Raw genomic sequence first — 17,264 nt, 5'->3', positions numbered from 1 at the left:
AACGATTTTAGCGATCCGTTCCGCCGCTGGGCGCGGTAGGCCTTATTTCTGCCTTGGGCGCATGCCCATCATGCGCTGGCTGCTATGGATTTCTGCTTCAGGCCCTGGTGCCCGGTGCGAATTCCGGGCGGTCGTTCGTCTGGGGTTTGAGCGGTGCGCTGGACTTGCCTTCGGCGCGGTCCTTGCGCCATTGCTGCTTGCGCTGCGTCCATTCGTCCAGTCGCGCATGGGCGGTCTTGCTTTCCTGCAGCATCTGCATTTCGTCGGCCAGCTGGGCGGTCAGCTCCAGGCGGATGCCGTTGGGGTCGAAGAAGTAGATGCTCTTGAAGATGTGGTGGTCGGTCACGCCCAGCACTTCCACGCCGCAGGCCTGCAGGCGGGCCTTGGTGTTCTCCAGCTCCTGCACGGTGTCCACGCGGAACGAGATGTGGTTGATCCACAGCGGCGTGTTGGGCGAGGGCTGGGCCGCCTCGTCGTCGCCGATGTCGAAGAAGGCGATGAACGAACCGTCCTTGAGGCGGAAGAAGAAGTGGGTGTAGGGGCAGTACTCGCCCGTGGAGGGCACGTAGTCGCTCTGGATGATGTGGAACAGCGGCAGGCCCAGGATGTCTTCGTAGAAGTGGCGCGTTTCCTCGGCATCCCTGGCCTTGTAGGCATAGTGGTGCAGCTGGCGCCAGGCGGCCGGGGCGGGCAGCTGGGAAAGGTCGGGATACGGGGCGGCGGGGGCGCTGCTGACGGTCATGGCGTGTCTCCTGGAAAGATGTTGGTTATTCTACTATCCGTAATCAATTCTACTAAATGGAATTTTTTTTGGAAAACGATGCCATGAAAAAAGCCCCGCCGGGCGACCGGCTGGGCTTGTCGTCGAAACGCCGGGTTACTGCTTGACGGCTTCGATTTGCAGCACCACGCGCACCTGCTTGGGGAAACCGTAGGCCATGCCGTAGTCCACGCCCCACTGGGTGCGGTCGATGGTGGCTTCGAAGTCGCCGCCGCAGGTCTCGCGCTTTTGCAGCATGGGGTTTTCGTAGCAGTTGAACTTGTTGGCCTTGAAGGTCACGGGATGGGTCTGGCCCTTGATGGTCAGCTGGCCGGTGACTTCCTTGAGCTTGTCGCCGTCGAACACGAATTTGTCGGACACGAACTTGGCGCTGGGGAACTTCTCGGCATCGAAGATTTCTGCGCTTTGCAGGTGCTTGTTGAAGGCCGGCGTGCCCGAGTTCACCGACGCCATGTCCAGCGACACCTCGACCTTGCCGCTCTTGCCGGCCTTGTCGAATTCCACGCTGCCGCTCTTCTTGTCGAAGCGGGCCCGGTTGGTCGTGGTGCCCATGTGGTCGATCTCGAAAGTGGCGAAGGTGTGGGTGGGATCGATGGCATAGCTGGCCGGGGCGGCCTGCACGGCGGTGGCAAACAGGGAAGCGGCGGCCAGGGCGAACAAAGCGGTGCGCATATCGGAAAGACTCCTTGGATTGAGGGAAGGGTGAATCAAAAAGATGAGCTGCCAGCGCTTTATTCATAAGCGCTGGAGCCCGAAAATGCTTAAAGCTTGCCGACGCCGGTCAGTGCCAGCTTGAACTGCACGGTGACCTCGTCGGCCACCATCGAGGTGTCGGCCCAGTCGCCGTCGCCGATCTTGAAGGCCAGGCGCTTGAGCGGCAATGTGCCGGTGGCGGTCGTGGTGGCGCCGGACTGGGCCAGCTGCACGGGCAGGCTGACCTTCTGGGCATTGCCCTTGATGGTCAGCGTGCCGTCCACCTGGTACTTGCCGCCGCCCAGGGGCTTGACGGCGCTGGAGTCGAACGTGGCCTGGGGGAACTTGGCCACGTTGAACCAGTCCGCCTTGGGCAGTTCGGCATCGGTTTCCTTGGCGCCCATGGTGGCGCTGCCCGTGTCCACCGTGAAGTGGATCTTGCTGGCCTCGGGCTTGGCCGTGTCGAAATTGATCTTGGCGTCGAACTTTTTGAAGTGGCCCTTGATGGGCACGCCCATCTGCCTGGCTTCGAAGTTCACGGCGCTCTGGGCGGCAACCAGGGCCTGCTCGGCATGGGCGGCGCTGCCGATGAAGGCTGCGACGATCAGGGCGGAGGAGAAAAGGGCTTTCATGCAGAAACTCCAGGGTGGACAGGGGTGATCAGTGCGGAATCATTCGCGAGAGCAGGCCGTCGCGGTCGATGAACTGGTGCTTGATGACGGCGCCGACGTGCAGCACGACGAGCGCCGCCAGCGCATAGGCCGCATAGCCATGCCAGGGCTTGAGCGCCTGGGCCAGTTCGGGGCTCTTGCCGACCAGGTCGGGCAGGGGCAGCAGGCCGAACAGCACGACGGGAAAGCCCGCGGCGCAGCTGTAGACCCAGCCGATCAGCGGCACGGCAAGGAACAGCAGATACATCAGGTGGTGCGTGCCTGCATGGGCCACATGCTGCCAGCGCGGCATGGCACGCGTCACGGCGGCGGGCAGCTCGGGCGGACGGTGGGTCAGGCGCCAGAAAATGCGCAGCAACGACAGGATCAGAATCGTCATGCCGGCCCATTTGTGCCAGTTGAAATACTTGAGGCGGGCGGGCGAGAACGGCAGGCCGGTCATGTACAGGCCGAAGGCGAAGAGGCCGATCAGGGCCAAGCCCAGCACCCAGTGCAGGGCAATGGCCACGCCGCTGTAGCGGGTGGCGCCGGTGGCAGTCCTGCCGGTCGGGGAAGTGGCGGCAACGGTATTCATGTTTGGAATGGAAAAAGGCCGTGAAGAACTTGGCCTGCATGCTGCAATGCAATAAGGCTGCAGTGTAGGAAGCCGAAAGTGCAAAAGAGTTCAGTCAAATTGAGTGCTTGATTCAAAAAACATGAAGTGTCGCCAGCCAGGCCCCCGCCGGACCTGCCGGCCGTCCGATTGCAGGAGTGCTGCGCGACCGCTACGCTGGCGGGATCGAACAGGCGCAGGCGCGCAGGAGGATGGAGCAAATGCTGGTTCGCGTACGTATCCATGAAGCCGGAGGCCCCGAGGTGATGCGCCTGGAGCCGCTGCAGCCGCAGGAGCCGGGAGCCGGAGAGGTCTGGCTGGAGCACACGGCCATAGGCGTCAATCCGCTGGACCTGTTGCAGCGCGGCGGTCAGGTGCGCATTCCCCTGCCGTCCGGGCTGGGCCTGGAAGGCGCGGGGCGGGTGCTGGCCGTGGGCGAAGGCGTCAGCAACGTGGCCGTGGGCGACAGCGTGGGCTATGCCACGGGGCCGCTGGGCGCCTATGCGAGCGGGCGTCTCTACCCCGCAGAGCGGCTGGTGAAGCTGCCGGCCGCGCTGGCGCCCGAAGACGCGGCGGCCATTCTGTTCAAGGGCATTACCGCGCAATACCTGATCAAGACCACCTATCCCGTGGGCCCCGGCACGCGGGCGCTGATCTATGGCGCGGCCGGTGGCGTGGGCCAGCTCATGGCGGCCTGGGCCCGGCATCTGGGAGCCTTTGTGATCGGCGTGGTCTCGCGGCCGCAGAGCGTGGAGCGTGCGAGAGTCGCCGGCTGCCACGAGGTGCTGGTCTTTGATGCCGACCGCCTTGCGGCCCAGGTGCAGGAGAAGACCGAGGGCCGCAAGGTCGATGTGGTCTACGACTGCATCGGCCGGGTTTCGCTGCAGGCCTCGCTGGACAGCCTGCGGCCGCGCGGCCTGCTGGTGTCCTTCGGCGCGTCCTCAGGGGCTCCGGCGCCCATAGAGATAGCCACGCTCAACGCCAAGGGTTCGCTGTTCGCCACGCGTCCTTCGCTGGCCGCGCATACCGCCACGGCCGAGGAATACCAGCAAAGGGCCCGCGATGTGCTGGAGGCGGTGGCTGCCGGCATTCTGCAGCCCCGCGTGGCGCAGCGCTATGCGCTGGACCAGGTGGTGCAGGCCCATGCCGACATGGAACAGGGCCGCAACCAGAGCGCCGTCGTGCTGCTGCCCTGACGCGGGCAGAGCGGCTGGGCGGCCGCCGTTTCAGTCCTGGCGGGCCGGGTTGTCGGCCAGAACCACGGTGGCCCGGGCCGCCTGCTTCCAGGCCTGGGCGGCGGCCTGGCTGTCGCCGCGGTGCTCGGCCATCAGGGCCAGGCGCTGCCAGGCCATGCTGCGCAGCAGCGGCTCCTGCAGCTGAGGGGCGCAGCGGGCCAGCAGCTGCTGGGCCTTGCCCCACAGCTCGCGCTGCACGCAGGCCATGCCGGCCAGGAATTGAAGGCGGGGCTCGTGCGGATGGGTATTGGCCGCGCCTTCCATGCGGGCCAGCCAGGCCCCATCGAGCCTGCCCAGGCAGGACACCATGACCTGCACCAGCTTGGGCAGATAGTTGTCCGTGCGCGGGCCGGGGCGGGCGGTCAGATTCTCCCAGACCGGAAGCAGCCAGGAGCGGGCCTGGGGGGCCTCGCCGCCGAGCTCGATCAGGCGCTCGGTCGCGGGAATGGCCACTTCGGGCATGGCGCGCTCCTCTTCATCCAGCGAAAGCCAGAACTGCTGCAGCGACGAGGTGTCGCGCGCATCGCGAATGCTGGCCAGCAGCAGGCTGCGCACCACGCTGGCCGAGGCGGCCGGAGAGAAGGCGCGATGCTTGGCCAGCAGGCGGGCGGTGTCCAGTGCATTGCGGGTATCGCCGGCCAGGCGCGAGGCCTTCAGGCGTATGCGCAGGGCAATCGTGCGGCGGGCCGCACCCTGGGGCAGTTCGGCCAGGCGGCGCAGCGCCTCCGGGGCGTCGCGGTCGTCCAGCGCCCAGCGCGCGCTGCGCATCTGCGCGCCTTCGCGGATTTCCGCATCCTGGGTGCTGCCGGCCTGGGGCAGCGCCTGCAGGGCCTGCTGCCAGTGCCTGTCGCGCAGGGCAGCATCCTGCAGCGCATGCGAGGCGTCGGCGGCGATCAGGTGGGCCGTGGCCCGCAGGCGTGCGCCATAGGGCGGGGAGGAGCGGGAGGCGCTAAGCGACTGCTCGGTGGACAGGGCGGCCAGCGCGGCCTTGCGTGCACGCAGGAAGCGGCCGGCCTGCAGGTGGGACAGGGCTTCCAGCAGGTTCTGGTTCATGCCGCGTTCCTGTTGCTGGGCGCGCCAGCGGCGCGCCTGGTGCGGCATCTGCAGCAGCGCGCCGAGGGCGCGCAGCGCCGCGTAGAGCACGGCAAAGGCCAGGGCGATCAGCACGATGGCCAGATTGAGCGACATGTCCACCCGGTACGGCGGCCAGAACCAGGTCATGGTGCTCTGGTTGTTGCCGGCAAACAGCGCGGCGGCCACGGCCGCGGCAAACAGGGCGATGAGCCACAAGGCAGCACGCATCAGTGTTCTCCTCGGGGTCAGCGGCCCGCCGCAGCGGTGGCCAGTGCGGTCAGCGTGTCGTCCAGCTGCAGGCGCTCGGTGCTGTGCAGATTGTTCTGGAGCTGCTCCAGCTGGGCCTGGACGATCTGGGTGCGCCGCGAGCGCGTGTCGAAATATTTGTTGAGCGCGGCGCCCGCCGAACTCAGGTCGGCGCGCGCCGACTCCCATTGGCGCGAGAGCAGGGCCAGCCGCGCATTGAGCAGCTTGAGCTTGAGGTTCTCGCGCAGGAAATAGGCTTGCTCGGGCGCAAGCAGCACGGCCTCGGGGTGGTCGATGCGGCGCACGCGCACCAGATCCGCCGTGCCGTCGCGCATGGCGCTCCACAGGCGCTGACCCTGGCCCTGCCACCAGGCCCATTGCGTGGGCGTGGCGCTGGCATCGATCGCGGCCGGGGCCGGTGAGGGCCGGGCCTTGGCATCCGCCGCCGCGGCGCGGATGGCGCGCTGGCGGCCCACATCGTTGACCAGGGGCAACTCGTCCACCTGGCGGGCCAGATCCTCGATGCGCACCAGCACGCCGCTGGTATCGGTCACGCTCATGCGCGAGAGCTTGTCCAGGTCCGTGTCGATGGCGCGCACCACGGGTGCCAGGCGCGGCTGGGCGGCGCTTTCCACGCGCTTGCGCGCGGACTTGAGCACGGCCACCAGCGGCTGCAGGCTGCCCGAAAGCTCGGCCTGCTGCTGGGCCAGGCGGATGGACGACTCGATATCCGCCACCAGGTTCTCGTCGCGCGAGCGCGACATGCTCTGCATCAGTTCCTCGAGCTGGTTGCGCTGCAGGCTCAGCTCGCCGATCCGGGCCTCCATTACCGAGACGCGTGCCGCACTGTCGCGGGCCAGGTCCTGTGCATCCTTGGCCAGCGTGCGGGCCTCCACCGACTGCGCACCGGACTGGGCCGACTGGCGGGCCAGCTGCTCCTGCATATTGCCCACGCGCTGCCACAGCATGCCGCTGGCGACCAGCGCGCCGACCGCGACTGCGCCCAGGACGAAAACCAGGGCCGTGGGCGCGCCGGATGCTGCAGTGGCTCCAGGTGCGTGGGGCGGAGGCGGTGTGTCCGTGCGGGAGGTCGGAGGGGCGGTGTGCGTGGCGTCGGAGCTCATGGAGCCGATTCTATCGACGCGAGCACCTCATCCAGTGCGGGGCGGCTGCGCAGGACCATGCCGAAACCGGCCTGCAATGCTTTGCTGGCAATGCGTTCGTGGGTAGCGAGCGCTCGCCCTGCACGCCAGTCCTGCTCCGGCAGCAGCTGTTGCAGGTTGGCAACAGCTTCGGAGCTGCTGAACAGCCACAGCGTGCCGTCGGCAGCGGCGCCGCGCGCCAGCGCCCGCTGCTCGGCCGTCCACTGCGGCAGCTGGCGTTCATAGACGGCCAGCAGCTCCACCCGGGCGCCGGCTTCGCCCAGGCGTGCGGCCAGCCAGTCGCGGCCGGCGCCGGCGTCGTGGCCGACGGGGTGTCGGTAGCTGGCGCCGACGGCGTGTCGCCGCGCACGATCAGCACCCGGTCGCCAGGACGGATCTGGCCGTGCACCTGCTGCCATAGGGTTTCGGATTCGAACTGGGCGGCATCGGGCGGCGGACCGTCGATCCGGTCATCCGGCACGCCCAGGTTCCGCAGCGCGCGCGCCGTGCCGGGGCCAGGCGTCCATGCTCTGGTATCGGGAGCTAGCAGCGCTTTATGGGTATGGGGTTGAGCCGGATTGGGCTGAAAAAAATACTGGGCCGCATTGCCGCTGACGAACATGATCGCGCGGTAGTGGCCCGGGGTCTGCGCTGCGGTGCGCGTGGCGGCCAGGGCCTGGCGGGATTCAGCGCTGCGGCAGGGGCCTATGGCGATGAGCGGCAAGGCCTGGGCCTGCAGGCCGTGCGCGCGCAGGGCCTGCACCCAGGGCTGGGCGTCGTGCAGCGGGCGGGTGACCAGGACGCGGCGCATGGCCTGCTGCATGCCGCGCTCAGGCCTGCGGATGGCCGGGGACGGCCGGCACCGCGCCGGCTGCCTGCAATTGCGCGGCCAGGCGTTCGCCCAGGGCGTTGGCGGCGGCGAAGTCCTTGACCACGGCGCTGTCCTGCACGCGCACCATGGACAGCTTGCCCTCGGGGTCGCCCCAGGCAGCATCCAGGTGCAGGGTTTCGCCCTCGAAGCGCCCGAAGGCCGCCAGCGGCATGGAGCAGCTGCCGCCCATGCTGCGGCTGACGGCGCGCTCGGCGGTGACGGTGAGCCAGGTGGCCTGGTCGGCCAGCGGGGCCAGCGCGTCGATGATGTCCTGGCGGCTGCTGCGCACCTCGATGCCCAGCGCGCCCTGGCCGGCGGCCGGCAGCATCTGGGCCGGCTCGAACTTGGTGCGGATGCGGTCGGCCAGGCCCAGGCGCATCAGGCCGGCGGCGGCCAGCACGATGGCGTCGTACCGGCCTTCGTCCAGCTTGCGCAGGCGGGTGTTCACATTGCCGCGCAGCGGCTCGATCTTCAGGTCCGGCCGCAGCGCCTGCAGCAGTGCCTGGCGGCGCAGGCTGGAAGTGCCGACCACGGCGCCCTGGGGGAGATCCTGCAGCGTGGCGTAGCGGTTGGAGACAAAGGCGTCGCGCGGGTCTTCGCGGGTCATCACGCAGGCCAGCACGAAGCCTTCGGGCAGCTCCATGGGGACGTCCTTGAGCGAATGCACGGCCATGTCGGCACGGCCTTCCTCCAGCGCGACCTCGAGCTCCTTGACGAACAGGCCTTTGCCGCCCACCTTGGACAGGGCACGGTCCAGGATCTGGTCGCCCTTGGTGGTCATGCCCAGCAGCTCGACCTGGTGGCCGCGGCCGCGCAGGAGGGCCTGCACATGCTCGGCCTGCCACAGGGCCAGCTGGCTTTCGCGCGTGGCGATCACGATGGAGGAGGGAGAAGACGGTGCGGAACTCATAACGGAGACGTTATCTGACAGGGAACAGGGGATGCTAGCATGCGGCGCAGTCTTACCCTGCCCGAAGGAGAAACGCGAATGCCTGCCGCCCGCCACAAGTCGCCCGTGCCTGTTGACCCGCCGGGGCGCACGACGGACAAGTCCAAGGACAAGGATCTGCCGCTGATCGAGGACATACGCCTGCTGGGTCGCATCCTGGGCGATGTGATCCGCGAGCAGGAGGGCGAGGCGGCATTCGCGCTGGTGGAGCAGGTGCGCCAGCTGTCCGTGAGCTTCAGGCGCAATGCCGACGAGGCGGCCGACAAGGCGCTCAAGAAGCTGCTCAAGGGGCTGACCAGCGACCAGACGGTGAGCGTGATCCGCGCCTTCACCTATTTCTCTCACCTGGCCAACCTGGCCGAGGATCGTCACCATATCCGCCGCCGCGCCGTGCACGAGCGCGCCGGCAACACGCAGGAGGGCAGCATCGAGGTGGCGCTGGCCCGCCTGCGCTGGGCCGGCATCAGCTCGGGCACGGTGGCGCAGACGCTGGCGCAAAGCTATATCTCGCCCGTGCTCACGGCCCATCCCACCGAGGTGCAGCGCCAGAGCATTCTCACGGCCGAGCGCAGCATTGCGCAGCTGCTGGCCGAGCGCGACGACATACTGATGCGTGCCCAGCTGTACAACAGCGCCAAGGATGCGCTCACGCCGCGCGAGCTGGCCCGTGTAGAGGCCCAGCTGCGCGCCCGCGTGGCCCAGCTGTGGCAGACGCGGCTGCTGCGCCACTCCAAGCTCACCGTGGCCGACGAGATCGAGAACGCCCTGTCGTACTACGAAGCCACCTTCCTGCACGAGATCCCCAAGATCTATGCCCAGCTGGAGCAGGAACTGGGCCAGGCGCTGCCGGCGCACAGCTTTCTGCGCATGGGCCAGTGGATTGGCGGCGACCGCGACGGCAATCCCTTCGTGACGGCCGAAAGCCTGGAGCTGGCCCTGTCGCGCCAGGCCGACGTGGCGCTGCGCCACTACCTGCGCGAGGTGCACTGGCTGGGCGGCGAGCTGTCGCTGTCGGGCAATCTGGTGCAGGTCACGCCGCAGATGCAGGCGCTGGCCGATGCCTCGCCCGATACCAATGTGCACCGCAGCGACGAGCCCTACCGCCGTGCCCTGACCGGCATGTACGCGCGCCTGGCCGCCACGCTCAAGGTCCTCAGCGGCGGCGAGGCCGCGCGCCACGCGGTGGCGCCGCAGAATGCCTATGCCTCGGCCGCCGAATTCCTGGCCGACCTGCAGGTCATCGACGATTCGCTCTCGCGCTTTCACGGCGACGCGCTGGCGCCCCAGCGCCTGCGCCCGCTGATGCGGGCCGTGCAGGTGTTCGGCTTCCATCTGGCCACGGTCGACCTGCGCCAGAGTTCCGACAAGCATGAGGAAGTGATCGCCGAGCTGCTGGCCGTGGCCAAGGTGGAGGCCGACTACAGCGGCCTGCAGGAGGACGCCAAGTGCGCGCTGCTGGTGCGCCTGCTCGACGACGCCCGTCCGCTGCGCGTGATGGGCGCCGAATATTCGGACCATGCGCGCAGCGAGCTGGCCATCTTCGAGGCCGCCAGGCGCCTGCGCGAGCGCCAGGGCGTGGAGGCCATACGCCATTGCATCATCAGCCACACGGAGACCGTGAGCGATCTGCTCGAGGTGCTGCTGCTGCAAAAGGAAGTGGGGCTGATGCGCGGCACGCTGCAGGACGGCGCCGAGTGCGGCCTCATCGTCGTACCGCTGTTCGAGACCATTGCCGATCTGCGCAATGCCGAGCCCATCATGCGCCGCTACTACCAGATGCCCGGCGTGGCGGAAATGGTCAGGCAAAGCGGCGGCGAGCAGGACATCATGCTGGGCTACAGCGACAGCAACAAGGACGGAGGCATCTTCACCAGCAACTGGGAGCTGTACCGGGCCGAGATCGCGCTGGTCGACCTGTTCGACGACCTGGCCGACCAGCATGGCATACGGCTGCGCATGTTTCACGGCCGCGGCGGCACCGTGGGCCGCGGCGGCGGTCCCAGCTACCAGGCCATCCTGGCCCAGCCGCCGGGCACGGTGCGCGGCCAGATCCGCCTGACCGAGCAGGGCGAGGTCATCGCCTCCAAGTACGCGAATCCCGAGATCGGCCGGCGCAACCTGGAGACCCTGGTGGCCGCCACGCTGGAGGCCACCCTGCTGCAGCCCACCAAGCCTGCGACCAAGGCTTTCCTGGAGGCCGCGGCCTTTCTGTCCGAGGCCAGCATGGCGGCCTACCGCGCGCTGGTGTACGAGACCCCGGGCTTTACCAGCTACTTCTTCAGCAGCACCCCGATCCGGGAGATCGCGGAGCTCAACATCGGCTCGCGTCCCGCATCGCGCAAGGCCACGCAGGCCATCGAGGATCTGCGTGCCATTCCCTGGGGCTTCAGCTGGGGCCAGTGCCGCCTGACCCTGCCGGGCTGGTACGGCTTCGGCTCGGCCGTGCAGGCCTTCATCCACCGTCCCGGCAAGGATGCCAAGGCACAGCTGGCGCTGCTGCAGAAGATGTTCCGCCAGTGGCCGTTCTTCCGCACGCTGCTGTCGAACATGGACATGGTGCTGGCCAAGAGCGACCTGAATCTGGCCTCGCGCTACAGCGAGCTGGTGACTGATGTGCGCGTGCGCCGCCGCATCTTCGGCGCCATCGAGGCCGAATGGAAGAGCACCGCGCAGGCGCTGACGCAGATCACCGGCGACAAGGAGCGCCTTGCGCACAACACGGCGCTGGCGCGCTCCATCCGCCACCGCTTCCCCTACATCGATCCGCTGCACCATCTGCAGGTCGAGCTGGTGCGCCGCTGGCGCGCGGGCCAGACCGATGACCGCGTCAAGAACGGCATCCATCTGTCGATCAACGGGATTGCAGCCGGAGTGCGCAACACGGGTTGAGTGCTGCTTCATAAGGCGCTTTCGGCGCTTGACGGGCCTGTGGCTGTCGTGCTTCAGGCCTTTGTCGTCCTGGCGCCGGACCCGGCCACGCTCGGCGGCTGTGGCAGCCAGCGAAAGGCCAGGGTCCCGGCCACCAGCAGTGCGGCAATGCTGCCGAACACGGCGCTGAACGGCTCCATGCCGTGCGCCTGCGCGGCCGAGGCGATGGCGCCGGTCAGCCACTGCATCAGCGCCACGCCCATGAAGGTGGCCATGGTGAACAGCGCCATGGCGCGGCCCATGACGGCGGGCGCGTAGGCGTCCTTGACGTCCGGATACTGCAAGGCCATGTAGCCGCCGAAGGTGCTCATCAGCAGCATCAGCGCCACATCGACGGACGCGCTGGGCGCCAGCGCCATGCCGGCGAACAGGGCCGCGGTGAGGAGGGTCAGAACCACCAGCCAGCGCCGGCGGCGGCGCGGCCCGGGGTCGGCGCGGCCGAACAGCGGCGGTCCGGCCAGGGCTACGACGGACAGCAGCATGGCGAGGTTGCCGCTGTCCACCAGGCTCCAGCCATGGCGCTGCATCATGACGGGCCCGAGCCACAGGCCGCGCAGCGCCACGAAGGACGCATAGGTCACGAGCGAAAACACAATGATGCCCAGCGTGTGCGGCAGCCGGAACAACTGGCCGAAGGCGCGCACGGCTTGGCCCAGCGATTCGCGCGGGTGGGGTGTCGATGCAGGGGCTGCGGGAGGCTCGCCGACCCATAGCGCAATCGCCACCCATGAAGCGGCCGCACAGGCGCCGAGCACCGCAAAGCCCATGCGCCAGGAACTGGCCTCGATCAGCCAGGCCAGCGGCGTGCCCGTCAGCAGCATGCCGGTGCTGCCAATGGCCAGGATGGCGCCCGACACGGCAGCAAAGCGCTGCGGCGCAAAGCAGCGCGCGATGTAGACCGTGCAGACCAGAAAGGCCGGTGCGCAGCCTATGCCGATCAGCACCTGCCCCGCCACCAGCATGGGAAAGCTGGTGGCCAGCGCCGACAGGGCCGCGCCCAGCACCATCAGCGGCGAAGCCGTCAGCACCGTGCGCCGCAGGCCGTGCATATCGAGGCCGATGCCCATGAACAGCTGCAGCGCGGCAAAGGCGAAATGGAAGGAGCCGGCAAACAGGCCCAGCTGCTGCGGCGTGAGCTGGAACTGGTCCTGCAGCGGGGCAGCCATGATGGCGGCAATGGTGCGGAAGGCCTGGCTGAGGATGAAGCCGGTGGCAAGCAGCAACAGCCCGGTCCAGGGCGCTGGAGCGGGCTGGCCGTGATCGCAGGAGGGGGCCATGGCAGGCGGAGTCGTGGGCATCTTGTACATGATGCCCGCAGCGCCGGGGCCGGGGTGTCAAACAGGCATCAGTGCAGCATGAGAGAGCCGGCGCTCTTGCTCTTGCCGGCGCGTGCAGGCGGATTGCACAGGCCGCACTGGTAGTGGCGGGCGTTCTCGTAGGGCTCGGTCACGAACTGGCCCTTGCAGACCGAGCATTGGGTGCGGGTGAGCATTTGCGCGTCGACGAACTTCACGAGGCGCCAGGCGCGAGTGAACGACAGTAGCACGTCCAGTTCGGCGGCCTGGATCTGCTCGCAATAGAGGCGATAGGCCTTGGTCAGCTGCTCGACGGAGTCCAGCTCGGCGCCCTTGGCCAGGTATTCATAGATGTTGAGGAACAGCGAGCTGTGGATGTTTTCCTGCCAGGTCAGAAACCAGTCGGTGGAGAACGGCAGCTGGCCCTTGGAAGGCGACTTGCCCGAGATTTCCTTGTACAGGCGGATCAGGCGTTCGTACGACAGGGTGGTCTCCGATTCCAGGACCTGCATGCGGGCGCCCATCTCGATGAGCATGGCGGCGCGCTCGATCTGCTTGGATTCGTTCAGAACGCTTTTGGTGGCGGGCTTGGTGGCGGGCATGGACTTTTCCTGGTGGCTGTCGTTCGGCAGAAGGGGCGGCGCGCTGTCTTTAGAGCACTTCGGAAACGCGGCTGGCCATCAGGATGTTGGCGTGCAGGGTGTTGGTGGCGCTGTTGGCGATCTTGTTGCTGCTGTGGTTGGTCAGCAGGCTCCAGACCATTTCGTCGTCCACGCGGAAGCTGGCCAGCAGGGTGTTGCGCGATGCCAGCTTGAGCACCTGCGCCGAAGACAGCGAAGCCAGCAGGTCGCAGGACTCTTCGTTCAGGCCCAGACGGAACACCGCCTCGGCCTTGTCCTGACGAATCAGGGTCTGGGCCAGCATCAGGTAGGTGAGGTTGGCTTCGCGGATCTCGGCAAGCAGTTGTTCGTTGTTCATGGGGACCATCCTTTCAATCACGGCGGCTCGCAACGGCTGACACAAAGAGGAGTTGCGATCTGTTGGGATGGATTGTGTTGGAGGCCCTTGTTTCACTGAAGTCGGGGCGCGGCGGTACGACATGTCTGGTTGGGGAGGGGGGTATGTAAGCTTTCCCCTACAAGAATGTCTTCCTGTTTGATGACGTGGCTCAAGGGCCCGGCATGCGTGCTGTCCCAGGATGGCCAACGAGCATGGGAGGCATTGTGCGCCAGCACATGCCCGCTCATGCGGCGAAGTGAGTGGCTTTTGCTAGCTATTTGAGAGCATCGGTGGAAATGCTTCTCGCGCCAGGCCTGGTGGTGATAATCTGTATCAAACACCCTGGTTTGTGTTACAGAAATGAGGAATCCGCTTGAGCCCAGAGACCTCTGCCCCGAGCCGCAGCCTGCTGCAGCGCATGCTGGATCTGCTGCTCACGAACGAGCCCCGCCAGCGCATGTCTCTTGTCACGACAGGCCTGGCCTGCCTGCTCATGGTGTTTTGCATTCTCGCCATGAAGCTGGTGGCGGCTGCGGGCCTGGCAGACGAGGAACTGGTGCACTGGTGGGCGCTGGCCAGCGGTGCCTGCGTGTTCGCCAGCTTTGCGCTGATCCGCAGCGGCTTCACGCGCCATTGGCACGATCCGGCCTTCACGCACATACAGATCACCTACGCCATCACGAGCAATGCCGCCGCCTATGTGATTGCGGGCCATGCGCGCGGCATCGTGCCGCCCATACTGGCGGTGATCATGATGTTCGGCGTCTTCGGGCTGGGGCCTGCGCAGATCAAGGCAGTGCTGGCCTATGGGCTGGTGGCCTTTTGTATTGCAGGAGCGGTGGTGCAATGGTGGGGGCCGCCCGACGCCACCACGCCCGGTGCATTGGCTGCCGTATACCTGCTGATCGTGGTGATGGTGCTGGTCACCAGTACGGCGCTGACCTTGCGGGCCCACGCCGTGCGCGAGAGGCTGCAGGCCAAGAAGCGCGAGCTGTCCCGGGCGGTGGAGCAGATCCGCGACCTGGCCACGCGCGACGAACTGACCGGGCTGCCCAACCGGCGCTACATGCTGGAGGTGATGCGCATAGAAGGCCTGCGCGCCGGCCGCAGCGGGCAGCCGCTATTGATGGCGCAGCTGGATCTGGATTTCTTCAAGGCCGTCAACGACACCTATGGCCATGGCGCCGGCGACCAGGTCCTGCAGTGCTTTGCCCGCACGGTCTTGGCCTGCGTGCGCAATACCGACATTCTGGCGCGCTGGGGGGGCGAGGAATTCGTGCTGCTCATGGCGGACACCTCGGCCGAAGACGGCCAGCGCCTGCTCGAAAGGGTGCGGGCGACGGTCGCCGACACGCCGGTCCAGCTGGCGCCGGGCGTCATCATCAATCTCACGATCTCGATCGGTGCGGCGCAACTGAACCGCGATGAGACGCCGCTGCGGCTGCTGCAGCGTACCGACGAGGCGCTTTATTCGGCCAAGCGGCAGGGGCGCAACAGCGTGGTGTGGGCTGAATAGTTGCCCCTTGGCCGCTGCGCGGCTTCCCCTGGCCGGGCGCCCCCAAGGGGGACGACGGCCTTTGCTGGGGCAGTCCATGCTGCGGGGCTGCGCGGCCGGCTTGGGCCCTTGCAGGCCGTCCCGCTGTTGGGCCGCGCCAGCTTTGTCGATTGTGGGCGGTGCGTGTGGTAGTGGCAGGCCTAAATGCCTGTGGTCAGCCGCGCTCCACGGGGCGTTCGGGGTTGCTGCACCATTCGCTCCAGCTGCCTGCAAACAGCGCCGTGGGCGGCAGGCCCGCGATGCGCATGGCCAGCAGGTTGGGCAGGGCGCTGACGCCGCTGCCGCATTGGTGCACCACGGTGGAGGGATCGCGTCCGGCCAGCAGCTCCTCGAATTCGGCGCGCAGCAGGGCCGCGGGCTTGAAGCGGCCATCGGCGGCGATATTGCTGGCAAACGGGCGGTTGAGCGCGCCGGGGATGTGGCCGGCCACGGGGTCCAGCGGCTCCACCTCGCCGCGGTAGCGGGCCGGTGCGCGGGCATCGATCAATGTCTGCGTGGGCTGGCCCAGCTCGGCCTGCACCTGGTCCACGGTCTTCAAGGTTTCTAGCGGCGTGCCCAGTTCGAAATTGCTGCTGAAGTGGCTGGGCTCTTCGCCCGAGACGACGGGCTGGCCGGCTGCCTGCCATGCCTGCAGCCCGCCGTCGAGCACGGCCACGGCATCGTGCCCGGCCCAGCGCAGCATCCACCACAGGCGCCCGCAGTAGTTGGCGCCGTTGCGGTCATAGACCACGGCCTGCATTCCGTTGTCGAAACCGACGGAGCTCAGCCAGGCGGAAAAGCGCTCGCGCGTTGGCAGGGGATGGCGCCCGCCCGAGGCCGACTGGCTGCTGGTGGCCACTTCGCCGTGTGCCCCGGGCGTGCCGTGCGGGGCGCTGAGGTTTTTGTCCAGGTCGGCGAATACGGCATCGGGAATATGGGCCTGCAGATACTGCGCATGGCCTGCGGCCGGGTCGGCGAGGTCGAAGCTGCAGTCGAACACCATGAGCGGCCTGCCGGCGGCCTGCAGGTCGGCCAGCTGCTGTACGGAAATCAGGGTGTTGTAATGCCCGGATGCGGGCATGGAAGGCGTGGTGGTCATGGATGAGCGCTCCGGAAATGACGATCCATTATGCGTGCACCAAGCCCGTGTTCCGGGTCGCAGGGGCAGCGGCCTGAGCCTGCCGGCAATGCCTGTTCCGTCCCTTCGCGCAAGACGTGGAGCACAGAACCCAGGCGGCCCCGCGGCCTCGCCGAAGGCATCGTCTTCCTTGGGGGCTGACCAGGGGGAGCCGCTCAGCGGCTCCAGGGTCAAGTCCTGGAACGCAGCGCCGTCGCAATGGCGCCGCTGACCACGATGAGCGCGATGCCCGCCCAGCCGATCAGAGGAATGCGCTCGCCGAACATCACCAGGCTGAGCAGGGCTGCGAACACGATGCCCGAATACTGGAGATTGGCCACGACCAGGGTGTTGCGCTTGCTGCCGGCCGAGGCATAGGCCTTGGTCATGCAGACCTGCGCCACGGCGGCCAGCACGCCCACGGGCAGCAGCCACAGCGCGCTCCAGCCCGGAAAGGGCGAAACGCCCGTGAGGCACATGGCCGCGCCGCCGGCGACTGCCGAGCCCAGGGAGAAATAGAACACCACGCGCGACTCGGGCTCGCCCATGCGCGAGAGCGTTGTCACCTGCATATAGGCCATGGCGGCGAACATGCCGCCAAACAGCCCGCCCATGGCTGCCACCCATTCGCCCGCAGGGGCGGAGCTGGGCCGCAGCACCAGCAGCACGCCCACAAAGCCCATGACCACGGTGCTGACCAGGCCCCAGGGAAAGGGCGGCAACGTGCGCGGTCCCGGAGGCAGGCCGTGCGCATCGTCCTGCCGCATGCGGTGGCGCAGCCACAGGCCCTGCACGATGAGGAATACCGCCATCCAGATGCTGCTCATGGAGTTGAGCGTGGTGGCCGTGGCCAGCGGCAGGTGGCCGATGGCGTAGAACCAGGCACCCATGGAAATCACGCCCACAAAGCTGCGCCAGGCATGCTCCCTGGGAAACCTGGTGGCCAGAGAGATGCCGTCGCGGCGCGCCAGCAATGCCAGCAGCGCCATGCTGACCAGGCCGCGGTAGAAGACGATTTCCGCCGCATTGAAGTCCCGGGAGGCAAACTTCACACACACACTCATGACCGCGAAAATGAACGCGGCCAGCACCATCCACAGGGCTTGCATACCTAAATCAATTCAGCATAAAAAATAG

15 protein-coding genes and 1 pseudogene are annotated in these 17,264 nt (G+C 67.4%); 3 read left to right on the top strand and 13 right to left on the bottom strand.

Annotated features, from left to right (window positions below; all coding sequences use genetic code 11):
- Positions 1-97: 97 nt before the first annotated feature.
- The 4 genes from V8Z74_RS21845 to V8Z74_RS21830 form a co-directional block, all read right to left on the bottom strand.
- On the bottom strand, positions 98-742 hold the full coding sequence (locus tag V8Z74_RS21845) for a VOC family protein (RefSeq protein WP_349711149.1): 645 nt from the start codon (positions 740-742) through the stop codon (positions 98-100).
- Between the two features lie 135 nt (positions 743-877).
- Positions 878-1,453, bottom strand: a complete 576-nt coding sequence (locus tag V8Z74_RS21840) for a YceI family protein (RefSeq protein WP_349711147.1) — start codon at positions 1,451-1,453, stop codon at positions 878-880.
- Between the two features lie 89 nt (positions 1,454-1,542).
- Positions 1,543-2,106 (bottom strand): YceI family protein, encoded by a 564-nt coding sequence (locus V8Z74_RS21835; RefSeq protein ID WP_349711145.1) that lies wholly within the window; start codon positions 2,104-2,106, stop codon positions 1,543-1,545.
- 28 nt (positions 2,107-2,134) lie between these two features.
- Positions 2,135-2,719, bottom strand: a complete 585-nt coding sequence (locus V8Z74_RS21830) for a cytochrome b (RefSeq protein WP_349711144.1) — start codon at positions 2,717-2,719, stop codon at positions 2,135-2,137.
- Positions 2,720-2,958: 239 nt separating this feature from the next.
- Between V8Z74_RS21830 and V8Z74_RS21825 the strand changes: the two genes are divergently transcribed.
- Complete coding sequence (locus V8Z74_RS21825) at positions 2,959-3,933, top strand: quinone oxidoreductase family protein (RefSeq protein ID WP_349711143.1); 975 nt, start codon at positions 2,959-2,961, stop codon at positions 3,931-3,933.
- A gap of 30 nt (positions 3,934-3,963) precedes the next feature.
- Here the strand turns inward: V8Z74_RS21825 and V8Z74_RS21820 are convergent, their stop codons facing one another.
- The 4 genes and pseudogenes from V8Z74_RS21820 to hemC all read right to left on the bottom strand — a co-directional run bounded on the left by V8Z74_RS21820 (position 3,964) and on the right by hemC (position 8,215).
- Positions 3,964-5,274, bottom strand: a complete 1,311-nt coding sequence (locus tag V8Z74_RS21820) for a heme biosynthesis HemY N-terminal domain-containing protein (RefSeq protein ID WP_349711142.1) — start codon at positions 5,272-5,274, stop codon at positions 3,964-3,966.
- A 17-nt stretch (positions 5,275-5,291) separates the two neighbouring features.
- On the bottom strand, positions 5,292-6,416 hold the full coding sequence (locus tag V8Z74_RS21815) for a uroporphyrinogen-III C-methyltransferase (RefSeq protein WP_349711141.1): 1,125 nt from the start codon (positions 6,414-6,416) through the stop codon (positions 5,292-5,294).
- A pseudogene (locus V8Z74_RS21810) lies at positions 6,413-7,245 on the bottom strand (uroporphyrinogen-III synthase). The gene V8Z74_RS21815 and the pseudogene V8Z74_RS21810 overlap by 4 nt, the downstream one beginning before the upstream one ends.
- A gap of 19 nt (positions 7,246-7,264) precedes the next feature.
- A complete protein-coding gene (gene hemC / locus V8Z74_RS21805; protein ID WP_349711140.1) occupies positions 7,265-8,215 on the bottom strand; it encodes a hydroxymethylbilane synthase in 951 nt (316 codons plus the stop codon).
- A gap of 78 nt (positions 8,216-8,293) precedes the next feature.
- On the opposite strand from hemC, the gene ppc reads away from it, so the two are divergent.
- A complete protein-coding gene (ppc, locus tag V8Z74_RS21800) occupies positions 8,294-11,143 on the top strand; it encodes a phosphoenolpyruvate carboxylase (protein ID WP_174522913.1) in 2,850 nt (949 codons plus the stop codon).
- 53 nt (positions 11,144-11,196) lie between these two features.
- On the opposite strand, the gene V8Z74_RS21795 is transcribed toward ppc, so the two are convergent.
- The 3 genes from V8Z74_RS21795 to flhD all read right to left on the bottom strand — a co-directional run bounded on the left by V8Z74_RS21795 (position 11,197) and on the right by flhD (position 13,455).
- Positions 11,197-12,459: an MFS transporter gene (locus V8Z74_RS21795; RefSeq protein ID WP_349711177.1), complete on the bottom strand. Its 1,263-nt coding sequence runs from the start codon at positions 12,457-12,459 to the stop codon at positions 11,197-11,199.
- A 68-nt stretch (positions 12,460-12,527) separates the two neighbouring features.
- Positions 12,528-13,079, bottom strand: a complete 552-nt coding sequence (gene flhC, locus V8Z74_RS21790; protein WP_066476566.1) for a flagellar transcriptional regulator FlhC — start codon at positions 13,077-13,079, stop codon at positions 12,528-12,530.
- Positions 13,080-13,128: 49 nt separating this feature from the next.
- The gene (flhD, locus tag V8Z74_RS21785) at positions 13,129-13,455 is read right to left on the bottom strand and encodes a flagellar transcriptional regulator FlhD (RefSeq protein WP_066476563.1); all 327 of its coding nucleotides are present in this window, start codon (positions 13,453-13,455) and stop codon (positions 13,129-13,131) included.
- Between the two features lie 394 nt (positions 13,456-13,849).
- Between flhD and V8Z74_RS21780 the strand changes: the two genes are divergently transcribed.
- On the top strand, positions 13,850-14,992 hold the full coding sequence (locus V8Z74_RS21780; RefSeq protein ID WP_349711139.1) for a GGDEF domain-containing protein: 1,143 nt from the start codon (positions 13,850-13,852) through the stop codon (positions 14,990-14,992).
- Between the two features lie 193 nt (positions 14,993-15,185).
- Here the strand turns inward: V8Z74_RS21780 and V8Z74_RS21775 are convergent, their stop codons facing one another.
- Together V8Z74_RS21775 and V8Z74_RS21770 are read right to left on the bottom strand one after the other, a co-directional pair.
- On the bottom strand, positions 15,186-16,109 hold the full coding sequence (locus V8Z74_RS21775) for a sulfurtransferase (RefSeq protein WP_349711138.1): 924 nt from the start codon (positions 16,107-16,109) through the stop codon (positions 15,186-15,188).
- A gap of 209 nt (positions 16,110-16,318) precedes the next feature.
- Positions 16,319-17,236, bottom strand: a complete 918-nt coding sequence (locus V8Z74_RS21770; protein WP_349711136.1) for a DMT family transporter — start codon at positions 17,234-17,236, stop codon at positions 16,319-16,321.
- Positions 17,237-17,264: the final 28 nt, after the last annotated feature.

Source organism: Comamonas sp. w2-DMI (assembly GCF_040187735.1).
Lineage (GTDB): Bacteria > Pseudomonadota > Gammaproteobacteria > Burkholderiales > Burkholderiaceae_C > Comamonas > Comamonas terrae.
Note: the sequence above shows the minus strand (reverse complement) of the source record. Positions and strands in the feature narration are given on the sequence as shown.